Below are 15,983 nucleotides of genomic sequence, written 5' to 3'. Positions count from 1 at the left end.
CACTCCATGAGCACGCAAACTCCCTCAGCACCGCTTTCAGCCGCAGATCTGGCCCTGTTCAACAGGTGGTGGCACGCTGCCAATTATCTCTCGGTTGGTCAGATCTACCTGCTGAAAAATGCTTTACTGCGTGAGCCACTGAAGCTGGAGGACATTAAGAAACGCCTGCTGGGGCATTGGGGCACAACGCCCGGCCTGAACTTCATCTGGCTCCACCTTAACCGTATTATCCGCGCGCAGGACCGCAACATCCTGTTCATCGCGGGGCCGGGTCATGGCGCTCCGGGGCTGATTGCCTCCACATGGATGGAAGGCACCTACACAGAATATTTTCCGGACGTAACGCAGGATGAAGAGGGCATGACCCGCCTCTTCCGCCAGTTCTCGTTCCCGGGCGGCATCCCCAGCCATGCCGCGGCAACCACGCCTGGCTCCATTCATGAAGGGGGAGAACTGGGCTATAGCCTCTCCCACGCTTATGGCGCGGCTTTTGACCATCCTGATCTGGTTGTGGCCTGCGTGATCGGTGATGGAGAAGCAGAAACGGGGCCACTGGCCACATCCTGGCATTCCAACAAGTTTCTTGACCCCAAGACAGACGGGGCAGTGCTGCCCATTCTGCACCTGAATGGCTACAAGATTGCCAACCCCACCATTCTGGCCCGCATTCCCAAGCCCGAGTTAAGAGATTTCCTGAAAGGCTGCGGGTATGACCCCATTTTTGTGGAAGGGCATGAACCTGACCCCATGCATCAGGCCATGGCCACAGCCATGGATCAGGCGTTTGCCAGCATCAGCGCCATTCAGGAAAAGGCCCGCACACAGGGAGACACCACCCGCCCCGCATGGCCCATGATCGTGCTGCGCAGCCCCAAAGGCTGGACCGGCCCCAAAACGGTTGATGGTCTGCGCACGGAAGGGTACTGGCGCTCCCATCAGGTGCCGGTGGACAATATGAGCAAGCCCGGCCATCTGGCGGTGCTTGAAGAATGGATGCGGTCCTACAAACCGGATGATCTGTTCACACCCGAAGGCGCATTAAAACCGGAACTTGCTGCCCTTGCGCCCAAGGGCGACAAACGCATGAGCGCCACACCTTATGCCAATGGCGGCACCCATCTGCGGCCCCTGCGCCTGCCCGACTTCCGCACCCATGCGGTGCAGATTACGGCCCCGGGCCAGACCGTAGCGGAATCCACCCGCATTCTGGGCTCGTGGTTGAAAGATGTCATGGCCGCCAATGCGGATAAACGGAACTTCCGGATTGTGGCCCCGGACGAAAACAACTCGAACCGCCTTAACGCCGTTCTGGATGTAACCAACCGCGCGTGGAACGCGGAAACCTATTCCTATGATGACCATCTCTCCCCTGATGGCCACGTGATGGAAATTCTAAGCGAACATACGTGCCAGGGCTGGCTGGAAGGCTATCTGCTGACGGGCCGTCATGGCTTCATGTCCTGTTATGAAGCGTTCATCCACATTGTGGATTCCATGGTCAACCAGCATGCAAAATGGTTGAAAACAGCTTCTGAAACCGAGTGGCGGCAACCTATTGCCTCGCTGAATTATCTGCTGACCTCTCACGTCTGGCGGCAGGACCATAACGGGTTCAGCCATCAGGACCCCGGCTTTCTCAACCACATGGTGACCAAAAAAGCCGAAACGGTACGGATCTACCTGCCACCGGATGCCAATACGCTGCTGTGTGTGACAGACCATTGCCTGCGCAGCCGCAACCGTATCAACGTGATTGTGGCGGGCAAGCAGCCTGAACTCCAGTGGCTGGATATGGATGCCGCACTCACCCATTGCCAGCAGGGTATTGGCATCTGGGAATGGGCCAGCAATGATAAAGGCTCAGAACCGGACGTGATTATCGGTTGCGCGGGGGATGTGCCAACACTGGAAGCACTGGCGGCTGTCAGTATTCTCAACAAACATATTCCGGACCTGAAAATCCGTGTGGTCAACGTGGTTGATCTCATGACGCTGCAAACGCCAGACCAGCACCCGCACGGCCTGCCAGACGCCACGTTTGATACCCTGTTCACAACCGACAAGCCGGTTATTTTCGCATTCCACGGCTACCCTGCCCTGGTGCATCAGCTTATTTACAAGCGCCGGAACGCCATCAACTTCCATGTGCACGGGTTCCGTGAGGAAGGCACAACCACCACCCCGTTTGATATGACAGTCCGCAACCATCTGGATCGGTTCCATCTGGCTGCCAACGTTATCCGGCGCGTACCAAGGCTGGCCTCCAAAGCGGCTTATGCGCACCAGGCCGTGCAGGACAAACTGGCTGAACATCAACGCTATGTTTGTGAATATGGGGAAGACATGCCGGAAATCCGAAACTGGAGCTGGGCACGTTAAGCCCGGATTTCTCAGAGCATCTCAAGCGGCAGTTGCCCCTGCCGCCCCCAAACCCTCATTGCCTCTCATCAGACCTGTTGTCACTCTCAAATTGATAACGTAATGTTCCCAATAGGGAACATTTGGACAGCACCGTCACGCTCCACCAGACACTCCTCCGCCGTGATCGCTTCTGATGTAACGCTTTTTAGGATATCTTGGGGTTAATTGATGCCATCAGCTCATTCTTCTCCTCCCACCCGCAGGCAGTTGCTGACGCGCATTGGCACTTTGGCAGGAAGCGCCGCCCTTTATCAGGCCATGACCAGTCTTGGCCATGCTCAGGGAACGGATTTCAAAGGGCCGCCAGCCCTTGGCGGAGCCAAAAAAGGGACCAAGGTTCTCGTGCTGGGGTCTGGCCTTTCGGGCATGCTCTCTGCCTATGAATTACGAAAAGCCGGCTATGATGTTCAGATTCTTGAATTTCAGAGCCGCAGTGGTGGTCGCAACATCAGCCTGCGCGGTGGCGATACCGTAACAGAACTGGGCGGAGCCACGCAAAAAGTGGGGTTTGCGCCGGGCAATTACATCAACCCCGGCCCGTGGCGTATCCCCTATCATCATCAGGGGCTCCTGCATTACTGCCGGGAGTTTGGCATCCAGCTCGAACCGTTTATCGAGCTCAATCATAATTCGTGGCTACACTCCACGGGGGCCTTTGGCGGCAAGGCTGTCCGTTATCGGGAATTTGCATCGGATTTCACCGGCTTCACGGCCGAACTGATTGCCAAAGCCATTGATCAGCACAAGCTGGACGATCTTGTCAGCGAGGACGAACGCGACCATCTGCGCACGGCCATGAAATCTTGGGGTGGCCTAGCGAAGGATTACACCTACAAGAAAGGAAATACCAGTTCCCTTCGCCGTGGCTTCGCCCGCCCGCAAGGCGGCGGCATTGATGGCGCGCCCATTCCCTCCGATCTGTTCGCACGGGACGATGTCATGAAGTCCGGCCTGTGGAACTGGATGGCCTTTCATGAACGGCTGGATATGCAGACCACCATGTTCCAGCCTGTTGGCGGCATGGACCAGATTGGCAAGGGCTTCACCCGGCAGGTGAAGGATCTGATCACGCTCAACTGCAAGGTCACAGCCCTGCATCAGGACCAGAAAGGCGTGACCGTTACCTATAATGATATGGCCAACGGTGGAGCAGTGCTCCAGGCCCAGGCCGATTACTGCGTCTGCACCATTCCGCTCTCCGTTCTGTCCCAGTTGGATGTGCAGGTGAGTGACGCCATGAAAGCCGCCATTCTAGCCGTGCCCTATGCGTCCTCGGTCAAGATGGGCATGGAATTCAAACGCCGCTTCTGGGAGGAAGATGATCAGATTTACGGTGGCATCAGCTTTACTGACCAGCAGATCAGCCAGATCTCCTACCCCAGCCACGGTATTTTCTCCAAAGGGCCGGCGGTTCTGCTGGGGGGCTATATGTTTGGCCCCGCCGCGTATGATTTTGCAGGCATGACCCCCAAGGAACGGCTTGAACGCGCCCTGACCCAAGGCACGGCCATTCACCCGCAATACCGCAAGGAGTTTTCAAACGGCGTCAGCTTTGCCTGGAGCCGTGTGCCCTGGACTCTCGGCTGCTGCTCCATGTGGACGGAAGAGGCCCGCAAAACCCACTACAAAACACTGTGCAGTGTCGATAACCGGGTTGTTCTGGCTGGTGAACACGCTTCCTACATTGGCTGCTGGCAGGAAGGAGCCATCCTCTCCGCGCTGGATGCCGTCACCCGCCTGCACAAACGCGCACTGGGAGCCGCCTGATGCGTCACATTCTCCTTCTCTCCGCCCTTCTGCTCTCCCCCGCCCTTATGCCGGTTGTCGCCCATGCTGACAGCGCCAGCTCAGTTGAAGGCAAGGTGCAGACGCTGCCCGATGGTGCTGCGGTTTACAAACATGTCTGCCAAGGGTGCCATATGCCGGACGGCAAAGGCGCGGAAGGCGCTGGAGCCCGCTTTCCTGCGCTGGCAGGAAACCCCAAGCTACAAAGTGCTGAATACCCGGCCTATGTGGTGCTGAACGGATTTGGTGGCATGCCATGGTTTGGTGTGGCGCTGAATGACCAGCAGGTGGCCAATGTTGTGAATTACGTTCGCACGCACTTTGGCAACCACTATACTGACACGCTCAAGCCTGAAGACGTCGCCGCCATGCGGCCTCACCTGACTGTAGAGGATGAATAACGTGCGCCTTTCCAAAACTCTTCTTTCCGCTGGTACGCTGGCGCTGGTTGCCGCCACAACGGCCATGCCGCTGGTGGCCAAGGCTGAAACGGGCATTGTACGTCATGCCGAAGGCGATTTTCCAATCTCGACCTCCATTGAGGTTCCGGCGGGAGCGAGCACCATCTATCTGAGCGGCATGGGGGCCCCGGTGCAGGATAAAACTGCTCCGCCCAAAAGCCTTGAAGCCTATGGTGACACGCAGACCCAGACGCTTGCCTCTCTTCAGCGCATTGAAGCCGAGCTGAAAAAGCTGAACCTGACCATGGGGGACGTCGTGCAGATGCATATCTACATGGTGGCCGACCCACGCACAAAACAGCTTGATTTTGCGGGCATGATGAAAGCCTACACCCAGTATTTCGGCACAGCGAAACAGCCCAATCTGCCGGTTCGCTCTGCTTTTGCCGTGGCACAACTCGCCAACCCCGGCTGGCTGATCGAAATTGAAGTGACGGCTGTACGCGCGCCCAAAAAATAAGGCAGTCGCTTGAAAAAGACCTCAAACTTTAAGGTTCGAGGTCTTTCATGAAAAAATCCCCCGCTCATAAAAAGCGGGGGATGGTTTTTTATTCTCTTGCTCTCGTAATACCAACGCAACGGAAGCAGCCAAGGCAATCTGAGTCAAAAATCCTGCCAAACTGGCCAGGGAAGTGTCTCAAACAGCCGGTTACTTTCCATCCATCCGTTCAACCGTTCCATCTGCATCGTCACCCAGAAAAAAATCTTCCGGATCTTCTGGCACGGGCAGATTAAGCAGATAGAACCCGAACAGAACGGTCAACGCCCCCAGAATGACAGGCACCCAGCGAAACACCGTAACCAGTGTCGTATCCTGCGGGCTGCTCCTGACCACCATGACCCAGCCGCTGATACACAGAAGCGCAAACCCTCCCAGAAAACAGAAGGAAATCAGCAGAAGCCGACGCACATAAGATGAGGACTGGCTGCGCATGGCGGCCCCCTGCAATTACTGTTTGAAGGCCCGCGCTAACACATTCTGCGTTTCAAGAGAAACAGGAAGTGTGGTGTTGGTAAGCGGCACGCCTTTCCACCCAGCGCCCAAAGCCGTGTAAAGGTTCACGGCATCACGCAAACGTTCCAGCTTGGCCAGTGCTTCCTGGTTCTGGGCATTCAGGGTTGTGCGTTCCGTGGTCAGCACTTCCAGAAAGCCAACCAGACCAGCACTGTACAGCTTGCGTGCCCGCTCGCTGGCAGTCGCACTGTCTTCCGCAGCCTTATGCAGTTGCTCGGCATATTCAATATCATCATGCCAAGCGGCCATGGCGTCTTCAACTTCCTTGAAGCCGGTCAACACCGTCTGCCTATACTCCAACCGCGCAGCCTCGGCTGATGCCTGTGCTGCCCGGACTTCCGCCGTCATCTTGCCGCCATGCATCAAGGGCAGGCTGGCCATCATCAAGAACTGCCAGCTCATGGCGTTCACCTGAAAGAGCTGGTACATGGCTGACGCATTGGGGTTGAACGTCAGCGGAATAACAAAGTGCGGATACAGGTTGGCCACCGCCACGCCAATCTGCGCCGTTGCCAATGCATATTTGCGTTCCGCCATACGGATATCCGGGCGGTTCGCCATCACAATAGACGGCATAGTCGCGGGGAATGCGGGAACCGTCGGCAGAGGCCGCACCACCTTGAGCTGATCTTCCAACTCGCCCGGCATTTTCCCCAGCAGCACTGCAATGGCATGCGTGATCTGGGAGACACGGGTTTTCAACGGTTCACGGGCCGCAATCTGGGAATCCAGTTCCGCCTGCGCCTGTGCAATCTGCAAGGTGTTGCCCACACCTTCCAGATACAGCTTGTTGGTCAGGTCCACCGCATCCTTGGCCACCCGGATATTGTCCGTGGCGATATGAATCTGCAACTGCGTTACCCGCAGCAGCATGTAATCAGACGCCAGTTCGGAAAGCAGCGTCATCAACAGGGCGCGGCGGCCTTCAATGGACGCTTCCACCGCGCGCTCGTGCGCTTCCACATCGCGGCGGATACGGCCGAATACGTCCATTTCCCATGTGGCCATGGCACCATATGTCAGCATGGACGCTTCTGGCCGGTTTTGCGGATTACCCGGACGAATGGGCCAGTTATCAATGTTCAGAGAGTACCGAACATCCCCCCCGCCCATATTGGCGTCCATCTGCGGATACCATTGGGAAGCTGACCGATCACGAATAGCCCGTTCCGCCAGAATACGCTGACCAGCGATCTGGAGATCAAAGTTCCCTTCAATCGCCTGCTTCACCAGACTGGTCAGCATGGGATCATTGAAGGAAGCCCACCACTCGGTCATTTCCTGAGTGGTGTGTGCAATTTCTTCCGGAGTTGCGGGGTGTTCCTCCGCCGCTTCCTTGAACTGCGCAGGCACTTTCATGCGATCAGGCTGATAGTTCGGCCCAACTGTGCAGGCCGAAAGCAGCATGGAAGACGCCATGAACAGGCCGAGGCGACGACGAACCTTCATTTTCCGTTTCCCGTCGCGCTCAGAGATGATCTTGCAGCCAGGTCGTCAGCTTACCCCGACGCCCACGTGGCTCTGGTCCGACACTGACAGTCGCCGTCATGCCCGCTGCCAGCGTCACGCTGTCCGGCACATGGTCCAGATGGATACGAACCGGAATACGCTGGGCCAGACGCACCCATGTAAAGATGGGGTTCACGTCCTGAAGGCCCAGCTTGTCGGGGGTGCCATTGGTGTCATTGATACCACGGGCGATACTGACAACATGGCCTGTCAGGATAGGTTTATACCCCATCAGCTTCACGCGGGCTTCATCCCCCACATGCACGCCCCACATCTTTGTTTCCTCAAAATACCCGTAAACCCAGTAGGAATCAGAATCGATCACGGCCATCCGGGCCTGCCCGGCAGATGCATAATCCCCTACCCGTACGTTCAGGTTGGTCACATAGCCATTAACGGGTGAATACAGCACGGAACGCTGGAGGTTCAGCTTTGCCAGATCCAGCGCCGCGCGGGCGGCATCCACAGAGGCAATCTGGGTTGCCACATTGGAGTTGAAGACTTCCTGCTCTTCCGCTGACACAATGCCACCCAGCCCCATACGGCGGCGTGCATCATTACGCTTGAGCTTCAGGTCTTCCAACGCGCCATCCAGCCGGGCCTGCGCTTCCCGAATCGCCAGACGGAACCGCACCGGGTCCAGCACGAACAAGGGATCGCCCTTATGAACAAACTGGTTGTCCACCACCGGAATCTGAACCACCGTTCCCGCAACTTCAGGGGCAACGTCAACCACATACACACGCACGCGGCCATCACGGGTCCAGGGCGCAATCATGTAAACGTTCCAGAGGGTTATCCCCAGAACAATGGCCAGTGAGACGACCGCCAGGGTCAGAATAACTCGTATCAGGGTGCGCAGAAGGGGCATTGCGGGGACTCAAAAGCCTTTATCGGGGGATCAGACGTACAGGATCAGCAAGCAGAAAATACACACGTAAAGAGAGACTTCGAACAGCGCGATATGCCAGAACCAGCCCAGCAGGCCGCTCCACCACAAGGCGAACCGTACAAACATCGTGAGCGGCAGAGCCGCCAGCGCATAGACAACAACCGGCGCCATAAAGACACCGAAAAGATTGAATTCCGTCAGCATGACGCCATTCTCGTTCCAACCATCACCGTGCGTGTTCTCTCTCACCTGCCGGCTGGTCTTTCTGTCCAACGGCAGCCTGTTCCACACGGTCAAAAATATGACAGCATTGCTCCAGTTCGGCGGAAGAGACATCCGCTGTCAGACGGTTTGTCACCTCGTCAGCCGCGCGGCTGACCAGAGCGGCAACATCCCGCCCTTCTTCCGTAATACTGACAAGCTTGGAACGGCGGTCATCCTCATCAATTTCACGCACAATAAAGCCGCGCTTCTCCAGCACGTCCAGAAGCCTCACAAGCGAAGGCGCTTCCAGAGAGAGGGAGCGGGCCAGATCAGTCTGCCTGACCGGAGCTGATGAAAAATTGAGATAATAGATGGGCCGCCACGTTGCGTCCGTCAGCCCGAATTCCCGCAGATCTGCATCAATCTCACGCCGCCATACGGACGCAAGACGAGCCAGCCGGTACCCGAAGGACCGGCGGATCTCATGACTGTTAGCGGAATCGTGGTCAGGTTCCATAAGGTGCCCATACTAGCAAGTATACAAACTGTTTGCACACTTACAAAATGCTGGGCTCATCATTCACAGAAAATATACTTCCCCGCCAATGCAAAATTGGAATGGAACCTATGGGCAAAGGCGGAGAGAAAAAGAAAAACGCTTAGTTTTTCTTGCGGCGCACCACATCCCACACCTTGCGGGTGCCGTGGCGGCCCAGAGAACTGGCCACTGTGGCGGTAACAGCCGCCATGGTCACAGATTCCTTCATCTGGGTCATGCAGCGGTTACGGGCAATGCGTGCATCCACTTCCGCCGTTGTCAGATAGGAACGACGGCCAAACAGCACGCAGATCAGTGCAACCAGCAGATCAAGCGCGAACACCGCAAATGCAGCGCTCACCGGGCCCCAATGGAATGTAAACAGGAAAAGGGCCCACAGGAGTCCATGCCCCGAGACCAGCGCAAAAAAGCCAAACACAGCGGCAACCACCAGGAACGCAGCCTGACGGCCAAGGCGAATGGCCATCTGCTGCATGAGGCTTGATTGGGCATGCAGGGCTGACCTGCCAAGTTCAAAGATACGCATGGACTCCGAGACTACCTTCGTTCAGATGACGTTACGCTTCAGCGTGACAACCGACCGAGGATAAAGCCCACAACGCCAGAAATAGCGATAGAGACCAGAGAGGACGGACCACGCGTCTGCTTGGAAATATCATTGCGCGCATGATTGGCCAGTTCACGCGCATTGGCAACCGCCTGCTCGGTCAAATTCTCGGCTTTGCCACCAGCGTTCGTCAATGCAGGCACGATATGTTTGGTGATCAGGCGTTCAACGTGGGCTTTTACCGCTTCAATTTCATCGCGGGCCGTTTCTGCAGCATTTTCACCCGCAGCCTTTACATCCTTGAGCTTATCAGAAGACATGGAAAACCCTATTCGTTCTATAATTATTGAAGATACCCTTTTAACGGATCGGTAAGGACATCGTTGCATGCATACAACGCATGGCTCGCCACCGCCAATGGCGCTTTTGAACTTTACGTATCACCCAACCGCGCCAGGGCTCAGCTTTTCCGTCCATACGGGGCGCTGTGTGGCTCTTTTGGGAATCGGAGACCGATCACAGGATTTTGCATCCCTTTCCCTTGCGCTGGCAGGACACCTCCCGGTCCGTGCCGGGAGTCTGCTGGTGAGCGGAGAGAATGTCACATCCCAACCCGCCGGACACCGGAAGCTGGCCACCATAGGCCCGCACACTCCTCTATTTCCGCATCTTTCCGTTGCCGAGAACTGTCTCTTCCCTCTCAAAGCCAGAAGCCAGCTCTCCGAAAGCGCCATGCACCATCGGGTCTCGGAAACACTGGCGCTGACAGGGTTGGACGCCGTGCGGTCTGTGCTGCCCGGCAAGCTGACCGCAGAGCAGACTTTTCGCGCCCAACTTGCACGCGCCCTTATTCTCAGGCCCGAAGCCATTGTTCTGGATCATCCGTTCACCGGTCTGGATCATGCAAGTGTGCTTCGCCAGATAGCGCTGCTTGAAAAGCTCCAGCGCGCCATTGGTCTGAGCCTGCTTCTCCTCACCCACAACCGCACGGAAGCCCTGTTGCTGGGTGATGTCATCGGCGTGATGGAGAACGGTCATCTCCTTCAGCTCGGCAATGCGCCCACCCTGCTGCAAAGACCAGCGAGCGAAAGCGTTGCCGTTGCGTTTGGGGAGGCCAATGTCCTGACAGGCAAAGTGCTTTATACTGATGACGACTGCGCCGAACTGCGCCTGCCCTCAGGTGAGACCGTGGAGGCCATGGCCTCACACGGGCTGGAAGAGCATGATCTGGCCGCCATTTGCGTCCCGCCGGACAAGCTTTCCGTCATGTTTCCACGCTCCGCCACCCTTGCAAAAGAGGAAACCGAGGGCATGGTCGTCGGCACATTGGTCTCTGCCCGTCACCTTGGCACCGTCATTCATATCCGCTTCCGCATGCAGGATGGAGGGGAACTTATTGCGCACCGGCCGCCCGTCCATACCCTCAAGGATCTTGAGCCTGGGCGGCTGGCGTTGCTGGCGTGGCAAACAGCAAACGCAACCGCCTTCCCGATGGACCAGAAATCAGGCTAAAGTAACTTAGAGCCAAGCCGTAACTGTGTGAGGTTGCCCTGTTTTTTTCTTTCCGCCGCCCCAGACATCGTCCATCTTCTGTTCTGGACCATCCTTCCCCTGTAGCCCCTGCCCGCCTTCTGCGGCGCAGCATAGGGGCGTTTGCCATGGGGATTCTGTTATTACACGGCGGCGCACAGGCCAGTACGCATACCTCTCGTCGCAGCATCCGCCCGGCGGCAGCCCCTCTGCGGGTTCTGACATTTGGGGGGATGATTGCGACCACCCAGCAGAAAATTCTGTTCAAACCTTATGCGCAGCTTCTCAAACGCTCCATAACCAGCACCCCGTGGGATGGAGAAATCGACGCTTTACGCAAACAGGAAACCGTTTCCCCTCACCGCTGGGCAGCGGTGATGATGGAAGACAGCAGTCTGCAAATCAGTTGCTCCCTTGGCCTATTGGCGCGCGACCCTGCCGACAATTCCAATAGCAGTTGCGGGCAACCCTCCGCCGCCATTGATTTCGCCATGGCGTGGGATCGCTCTCGCTTTGACACGGCTCCCACATGGGCCGATTTCTGGGATGTTGCCAGACACCCCGGGCGCCGCAGCCTGCGGCGCGATCCGCGCACTACGCTGGAAATTGCTCTGCTGGCCGACGGCGTTCCACCAGAAGCCCTTTACCGGGTTCTCAACAGTGATGAGGGGCTAGACCGCGCCTTCCACAAGCTGGAACAGATCCGGCCTTATATTGTGTGGTGGTCTACCCCAGCGGAAGCCGCCCATATCCTGAAAAGCGGCGGTGCACTGATGGGCTGCGTACCCACGGGCGAGATTCTTAGCGAATCTCCCAGTGAACGCCTGCGCTTTGGGGTGTTCTGGTCACAGCGGCTCCAGGTCAATTACGCATGGGGTGTTCCCAAAAGCTCCGGGCAGGACAACACGGCTCTGGCTTTCGCGTCCTGGCTGGAGCATCCGACCCAGAAGCAGGCTTTCGCCAATGCGTGGCCATCGCTCCCGTCCCTTAAAGAAATCTCCTCTGGCTTGCCCGAGTTACAGCACCTCCCCGCGGCCATCCCGGTTGACGACACGTTCTGGAGCACCCATCTGGCCAGCATCTCCGCCCGTTTTGAACATTGGGCAGAAGAACCCTAACCATAAAGTTTCTCCGTTTGTCGTCATTCCCCTTTTTGTTTGTCCATACGCTTTGGGTGGCACTGGTTGGCCTGTGTCTGGCTACCCTCATCTCCTGCGTGGCGCTAATGATAAAGCAAGGACAACGCATATTTGTGCTCTTGCTGCTGATTGTGCTCCCTGCCACAGCCGCCGCACTAATGCTGCCCTTTCTGCTTACCGGATCGACCTTCCCTCTCCCCATCCTGCAAGGTGCGCTAATCAGCCCCCTGCTTTCTCTCGTGCTTCTCAGCCGCCTGCGAAACATTCCGTCCACATGGACCCTGACCGCGCAGGAACTAGGGGCAGGCAGCCAAATGCGCCTTCGCTACCTCTGGCTGCCTCTTATCCGGCGCCCTCTAATGCTTAGTCTGCTTCTTGCCGTGATCTTGGGGATAGCGGGCTCAGTCTGCCTGTTACAGGCTTCTTCTTCCCTGAGCACACAAGGCAGTTTATTCTAACGTCATGACACAATCTTCCGCCACTACGCCATTTTGGGAAACCACACCTCTGCAAGACATGACCACAGCACAGTGGGAATCTCTGTGCGATGGATGTGGACGGTGCTGCCTGCACAAACTGCGCGATGAAGAGACGGACGAAATTCATTATACGTCCGTTGCCTGCCGCCTGCTGGATGTTTCAACCTGCCGATGCACAGACTACGTCCAACGGCACCGCAAGGTACAGGACTGCATCACCCTGACCCCAGAGATGGTGGCTGGGCTGGATTGGCTCCCCCCTGATTGCGCGTACCGTCGCCTGTCTGAAGGGCGCTCGCTCCCTTTGTGGCATCCGTTACTCACCGGCACGGCGGAAACTGTGCTAGAATCCGGCGCATCAGCAGCGGGGCGGTGCATCAGTGAACGCAAGGCCGGAGATCTGGAAGATTATCTGGTTACATGGCCGGGCGAACCGGCCGAGCCTGTTACGGGACACCCGCAGCAGCGGCCTACCGTACGCCATGTGCACACCCGTAAAGGCTAGCTTCTTTCCCTCACGATCTCACTTACGGGGCCTGCTTCTGACATGACAGCCCCCCGCACAACCTCTCCCAACACAGAAACTGTTCTTTTGGGAGATGCGGCTGTCCCCATAATCTGGCGGCCCTCCGTGCGGGCTCGCCGCCTTTCTGTCCGCATTGATCCCAAGCAGCAGGCAGTGATTGTCAGCTATCCACCTGCTTTTCCCAGGCAGAGAGCTCTCCTGTTTTTACGGAACCAGTCCCACTGGATCACCTCTCGGCTCACGCTTCTTACCCGCGCGCCCCTTTTTGCCCCCAACAGTATTATTCCCATTTGCGGCGTGCCCCACACCATTGTTCACCAACCCAACGCACGCGGCGGCGCCTGGCTGGAGGACACAAGGCTCGTCGTCACTGGTGAGGAAGACTTCATTAGCCGCCGCGTTGCTGACTTTTTGAAAAAGCACGCTCAAACCATTTTGGGGCAGGAGCTACGCGCTTTGGCACAAAGTGCTGAACTCTTCCCTTCCCGGCTAGATATAAGAGACACATCCAGCCGCTGGGGCAGTTGCAGCAGTTCAGGACGTATCATGCTTTCCTGGCGGCTGATTATGGCCGCTTATCCCATTCAGCATTATCTCATTGCCCATGAACTCGCGCACCTGAAGCACATGAACCATAGTCCTGCCTTCTGGGCTTTGGTGGACACCTTAACCCCCCACCGACGGCAGGCCGAAGCGTGGCTGAAACAACACGGCAACCAGTTGTTGAGCGCCCGCTGAAAACCACCCCTTGCCGCCGCGCCGCATCATGCTAAAAACCCAACTCAACAACGCCTCATACTGGGCGGGCCCGACACACTTCCAACGGCCTCAGCCCTCTAAGCGAACTTGGCGGAATGGTAGACGCAGGAGACTTAAAATCTCCAGCCCGCAAGGGCGTGCGGGTTCGAGTCCCGCAGTTCGCACCACAGACACCTGAAATAGCACGATTTTTTAGCTGAATGAGGGGCAAAGGCTGTCTTTGCTCCATCGTCCTTCCCCATCAAGGGAAGATTTTATGCTCCGAGTTAGAGGCACTACCTATCACTTTCGCCGTATCGTTCCCCCCTGCCCTGCGAGCAGCTTTAAATCGGCGGGAAATCTGGGTTTCCCTGAAAACAGGCTACCAGAATGAAGCCCGCAAACGCGCTTCTCTGCTCCATGCCAGAACCACAGAATTGTTCATGCAGGCCCACTCTATGCTGGCTGAACCGGACGCTTTAGGCAGGCTTGAAGGACTGCGGGTTGCACTGCGGGATTTGCAGAGCGTGAATCTGCCTTCATCTGCTCAGGAAATGGGGTCCATGCCAGTTTCAGCACCGATGCCAAAACCCCGAATGGTGAAGAAAACGACCAAAGCACCCAAAGCCCAACCTTTAATGCTCTCCGGTGCCTTGAAGCGCTTTGTGCTGGATAATCCCCATGCCAGCGCCGACACCAAGAAAGCCACCCAGCGGGCTGTAGACCTGTTCCTACAAGCCTTTGGCGATGCTCCTGTGTCCATTATCGGTGGCGAAAAGGCCGGAGCCTTCCGCGACCTCCTGTTTTCTCTTCCAGCATCACTGGGCAAACGTAAAAGCAGCCTTACCCTTGAAGAAGAAGCACAGAGGGCCAGAGAGGAAGGTCTGCCGACCCTGAGTGGTAAGAGCGTCAAAAATCATATGATGCGCCTCTCTGCCCTGTGGAACCAGCTACACCAGCGCGAACAGATCACACGCAATCCGTGGACAGGCTGGAATTTTGAAAATGGACAGAAGACCGTCAGAAGAAGCTGGACGACCAAAGAACTGGCTTTGCTGGCCTCTGCCTCATGACATAGCACATCCGTGCCAGAAGAGACCTTCAGGCTGGTCACATTGATTGCAGCCTATTCGGGGATGAGGCTGGGCGAAATCTGCACCCTGCGCAAAGAGGACGTCCAGACTGTTGACGGTATCCCCTGTTTCCTTATCCGACCCCATAGCGAAACCGGCTGGGCACCCAAGACAGAAGCAGGCACTCGTATGGGGCCAGTCCATTTAAAGCTGATTGATGCCGGTATTCTGACTCTTAAGGATACCACAGACGGCCCATACCTCATCCCCGGCTTGGAGACTTCAAAACAGGGTGTCAGAGGCGCAGCATTGGGACGAGCGTTCTCTTTGCTCAAGACCCGTATCGGCCTGCCAGCGGAAATCACGTTCCACTCGTTCCGGCATACCGTTTCCACACAACTCAGAAACGCCCATACAGATATCCGAGAGGTGTGGATTGACCGCCTACTTGGTCATGAAGCCACCCATAAGAGCCAAGGGACGACTACCTACCTTACCGGCATTTCAACAGCCAATCTGCAACAAACAATAGAGGCAATACGCTACCCGGAAACAGCCTTCAAAAAGGGAACGATTTAAAAGGGAGCCAGCAGTGCTCAATGGCTACCCAAAGGGGCGCATCGAGCAACTGGCAAGGGGAAGTTCCTTCCCCGTTGACGCCCTAAAAGGCAGACGAAAGATCCCCGCAGTCGGGAAAACCTTCTCCTAGGTTCAGGGCTCATAGCCAGCGTTCTGATCGGTAACCGGCATGCGACTTGGTATTCATACCGCCTTTGGTGCGACCGATCAGGTGGCTTGGATCCCCTTTTCTAACCGCAGGCTTAAAGCCGTACGGTGTGCCTCGAGATTAGGTCGCATCAATCATAATGGTCCGAGGCTCAGCCCACGCGACAGACAGACCACCCATCATTCGCATAAAAATAACCATATCGTCCCGACGCTTTCAACGGTTGCAGAACGTCTTGTGCGGGCCGTATTCCCGGGGTGCATCACGCCAGCCCATAGCATTGCGGTTCACAACAGTAATGCAGCTCAGAACGCGACGGTTATCAACGCGAGGTTTGCCGTGGCTCTTGGGAAAGAGCCGCCGCAGGGAGGCTGAGCC

The 15,983-nt window shown here is 56.8% G+C and carries 16 protein-coding genes, 1 tRNA gene and 2 pseudogenes; 11 read left to right on the top strand and 8 right to left on the bottom strand.

Translation table 11 applies throughout. From position 1 onward, the window contains the following. Positions 1-6 precede the first annotated feature (6 nt). The 4 genes from ASN_RS09980 (at position 7) to ASN_RS09965 (ending at position 5,127) form a co-directional block, all read left to right on the top strand. Positions 7-2,379: a phosphoketolase family protein gene (locus ASN_RS09980; RefSeq protein WP_058988087.1), complete on the top strand. Its 2,373-nt coding sequence runs from the start codon at positions 7-9 to the stop codon at positions 2,377-2,379. Positions 2,380-2,589: 210 nt separating this feature from the next. Further along, complete coding sequence (locus ASN_RS09975) at positions 2,590-4,188, top strand: flavin monoamine oxidase family protein (RefSeq protein WP_058988086.1); 1,599 nt, start codon at positions 2,590-2,592, stop codon at positions 4,186-4,188. After that, complete coding sequence (locus ASN_RS09970) at positions 4,188-4,607, top strand: c-type cytochrome (protein WP_058988085.1); 420 nt, start codon at positions 4,188-4,190, stop codon at positions 4,605-4,607. Before ASN_RS09975 ends, ASN_RS09970 begins: the two co-directional genes overlap by 1 nt. A 64-nt stretch (positions 4,608-4,671) precedes the next feature. Beyond that, entirely contained in the window at positions 4,672-5,127 is a 456-nt protein-coding gene (locus ASN_RS09965; protein ID WP_086898027.1) for a RidA family protein, read from the top strand. A 189-nt stretch (positions 5,128-5,316) separates the two neighbouring features. Here ASN_RS09965 and ASN_RS09960 read toward each other — a convergent pair whose 3' ends face one another. The 7 genes from ASN_RS09960 to ASN_RS09930 form a co-directional block, all read right to left on the bottom strand. Then, positions 5,317-5,601 carry a hypothetical protein gene (locus tag ASN_RS09960; protein ID WP_035382473.1) on the bottom strand — a complete coding sequence of 95 codons (285 nt, stop codon included), beginning with the start codon at positions 5,599-5,601 and terminating at the stop codon, positions 5,317-5,319. A 15-nt stretch (positions 5,602-5,616) separates the two neighbouring features. After that, positions 5,617-7,131, bottom strand: a complete 1,515-nt coding sequence (locus ASN_RS09955) for an efflux transporter outer membrane subunit (protein WP_058988084.1) — start codon at positions 7,129-7,131, stop codon at positions 5,617-5,619. Positions 7,132-7,150: 19 nt separating this feature from the next. Then, positions 7,151-8,062 carry a biotin/lipoyl-binding protein gene (locus tag ASN_RS09950; protein ID WP_006560263.1) on the bottom strand — a complete coding sequence of 304 codons (912 nt, stop codon included), beginning with the start codon at positions 8,060-8,062 and terminating at the stop codon, positions 7,151-7,153. Between the two features lie 30 nt (positions 8,063-8,092). After that, positions 8,093-8,287, bottom strand: coding sequence for a DUF1656 domain-containing protein (locus tag ASN_RS09945; RefSeq protein ID WP_006560264.1), 195 nt, complete (start codon positions 8,285-8,287; stop codon positions 8,093-8,095). A gap of 22 nt (positions 8,288-8,309) precedes the next feature. Then, positions 8,310-8,804 (bottom strand): MarR family winged helix-turn-helix transcriptional regulator, encoded by a 495-nt coding sequence (locus ASN_RS09940; RefSeq protein WP_006560265.1) that lies wholly within the window; start codon positions 8,802-8,804, stop codon positions 8,310-8,312. A 142-nt stretch (positions 8,805-8,946) separates the two neighbouring features. Further along, positions 8,947-9,372, bottom strand: coding sequence for a phage holin family protein (locus ASN_RS09935; RefSeq protein WP_035382474.1), 426 nt, complete (start codon positions 9,370-9,372; stop codon positions 8,947-8,949). 38 nt (positions 9,373-9,410) lie between these two features. After that, positions 9,411-9,713 (bottom strand): hypothetical protein, encoded by a 303-nt coding sequence (locus ASN_RS09930; protein ID WP_006560365.1) that lies wholly within the window; start codon positions 9,711-9,713, stop codon positions 9,411-9,413. A gap of 67 nt (positions 9,714-9,780) precedes the next feature. Here ASN_RS09930 and ASN_RS09925 point away from each other — a divergent pair, with 67 nt between their 5' ends. The 7 genes and pseudogenes from ASN_RS09925 to ASN_RS20570 all read left to right on the top strand — a co-directional run bounded on the left by ASN_RS09925 (position 9,781) and on the right by ASN_RS20570 (position 15,457). Beyond that, positions 9,781-10,905, top strand: coding sequence for an ABC transporter ATP-binding protein (locus ASN_RS09925; RefSeq protein ID WP_058988083.1), 1,125 nt, complete (start codon positions 9,781-9,783; stop codon positions 10,903-10,905). Between the two features lie 146 nt (positions 10,906-11,051). Beyond that, positions 11,052-12,041 carry an extracellular solute-binding protein gene (locus ASN_RS09920; RefSeq protein WP_058988082.1) on the top strand — a complete coding sequence of 330 codons (990 nt, stop codon included), beginning with the start codon at positions 11,052-11,054 and terminating at the stop codon, positions 12,039-12,041. Positions 12,042-12,175: 134 nt separating this feature from the next. Then, positions 12,176-12,520: a hypothetical protein gene (locus tag ASN_RS19955; protein WP_167541310.1), complete on the top strand. Its 345-nt coding sequence runs from the start codon at positions 12,176-12,178 to the stop codon at positions 12,518-12,520. 4 nt (positions 12,521-12,524) lie between these two features. Then, positions 12,525-13,046: a YcgN family cysteine cluster protein gene (locus ASN_RS09910; protein WP_058988080.1), complete on the top strand. Its 522-nt coding sequence runs from the start codon at positions 12,525-12,527 to the stop codon at positions 13,044-13,046. Between the two features lie 42 nt (positions 13,047-13,088). Continuing rightward, positions 13,089-13,805, top strand: a complete 717-nt coding sequence (locus ASN_RS09905) for a M48 family metallopeptidase (protein WP_058988079.1) — start codon at positions 13,089-13,091, stop codon at positions 13,803-13,805. Between the two features lie 102 nt (positions 13,806-13,907). Further along, a tRNA-Leu gene (locus tag ASN_RS09900) sits at positions 13,908-13,993 on the top strand. An 89-nt stretch (positions 13,994-14,082) separates the two neighbouring features. Next, positions 14,083-15,457, top strand: a pseudogene (locus tag ASN_RS20570) (DUF6538 domain-containing protein). 166 nt (positions 15,458-15,623) lie between these two features. Here the strand turns inward: ASN_RS20570 and ASN_RS20200 are convergent. Next, positions 15,624-15,971: pseudogene (locus ASN_RS20200) on the bottom strand (transposase); the annotation flags it as partial. Positions 15,972-15,983 lie beyond the last annotated feature (12 nt).

This window comes from Acetobacter senegalensis (assembly GCF_001499615.1).
GTDB classification, from domain to species: domain Bacteria; phylum Pseudomonadota; class Alphaproteobacteria; order Acetobacterales; family Acetobacteraceae; genus Acetobacter; species Acetobacter senegalensis.
The sequence above is the reverse complement of the archived record's forward strand: the minus strand, read 5'-3'. Positions and strand labels throughout refer to the sequence as shown.

Bases quoted from the DNA above. Each gene is read 5' to 3' on its own strand.
- ASN_RS09980 (WP_058988087.1), top strand. From the start codon at position 7: ATGAGCACGCAAACTCCCTCAGCACCGCTTTCAGCCGCAGATCTGGCC.
- ASN_RS09975 (WP_058988086.1), top strand. From the start codon at position 2,590: ATGCCATCAGCTCATTCTTCTCCTCCCACCCGCAGGCAGTTGCTGACG.
- ASN_RS09970 (WP_058988085.1), top strand. From the start codon at position 4,188: ATGCGTCACATTCTCCTTCTCTCCGCCCTTCTGCTCTCCCCCGCCCTT.
- ASN_RS09965 (WP_086898027.1), top strand. From the start codon at position 4,672: ATGCCGCTGGTGGCCAAGGCTGAAACGGGCATTGTACGTCATGCCGAA.
- ASN_RS09960 (WP_035382473.1), bottom strand. From the start codon at position 5,601: ATGCGCAGCCAGTCCTCATCTTATGTGCGTCGGCTTCTGCTGATTTCC.
- ASN_RS09955 (WP_058988084.1), bottom strand. From the start codon at position 7,131: ATGAAGGTTCGTCGTCGCCTCGGCCTGTTCATGGCGTCTTCCATGCTG.
- ASN_RS09950 (WP_006560263.1), bottom strand. From the start codon at position 8,062: ATGCCCCTTCTGCGCACCCTGATACGAGTTATTCTGACCCTGGCGGTC.
- ASN_RS09945 (WP_006560264.1), bottom strand. From the start codon at position 8,287: ATGCTGACGGAATTCAATCTTTTCGGTGTCTTTATGGCGCCGGTTGTT.
- ASN_RS09940 (WP_006560265.1), bottom strand. From the start codon at position 8,804: ATGGAACCTGACCACGATTCCGCTAACAGTCATGAGATCCGCCGGTCC.
- ASN_RS09935 (WP_035382474.1), bottom strand. From the start codon at position 9,372: ATGCGTATCTTTGAACTTGGCAGGTCAGCCCTGCATGCCCAATCAAGC.
- ASN_RS09930 (WP_006560365.1), bottom strand. From the start codon at position 9,713: ATGTCTTCTGATAAGCTCAAGGATGTAAAGGCTGCGGGTGAAAATGCT.
- ASN_RS09925 (WP_058988083.1), top strand. From the start codon at position 9,781: ATGCATACAACGCATGGCTCGCCACCGCCAATGGCGCTTTTGAACTTT.
- ASN_RS09920 (WP_058988082.1), top strand. From the start codon at position 11,052: ATGGGGATTCTGTTATTACACGGCGGCGCACAGGCCAGTACGCATACC.
- ASN_RS09910 (WP_058988080.1), top strand. From the start codon at position 12,525: ATGACACAATCTTCCGCCACTACGCCATTTTGGGAAACCACACCTCTG.
- ASN_RS09905 (WP_058988079.1), top strand. From the start codon at position 13,089: ATGACAGCCCCCCGCACAACCTCTCCCAACACAGAAACTGTTCTTTTG.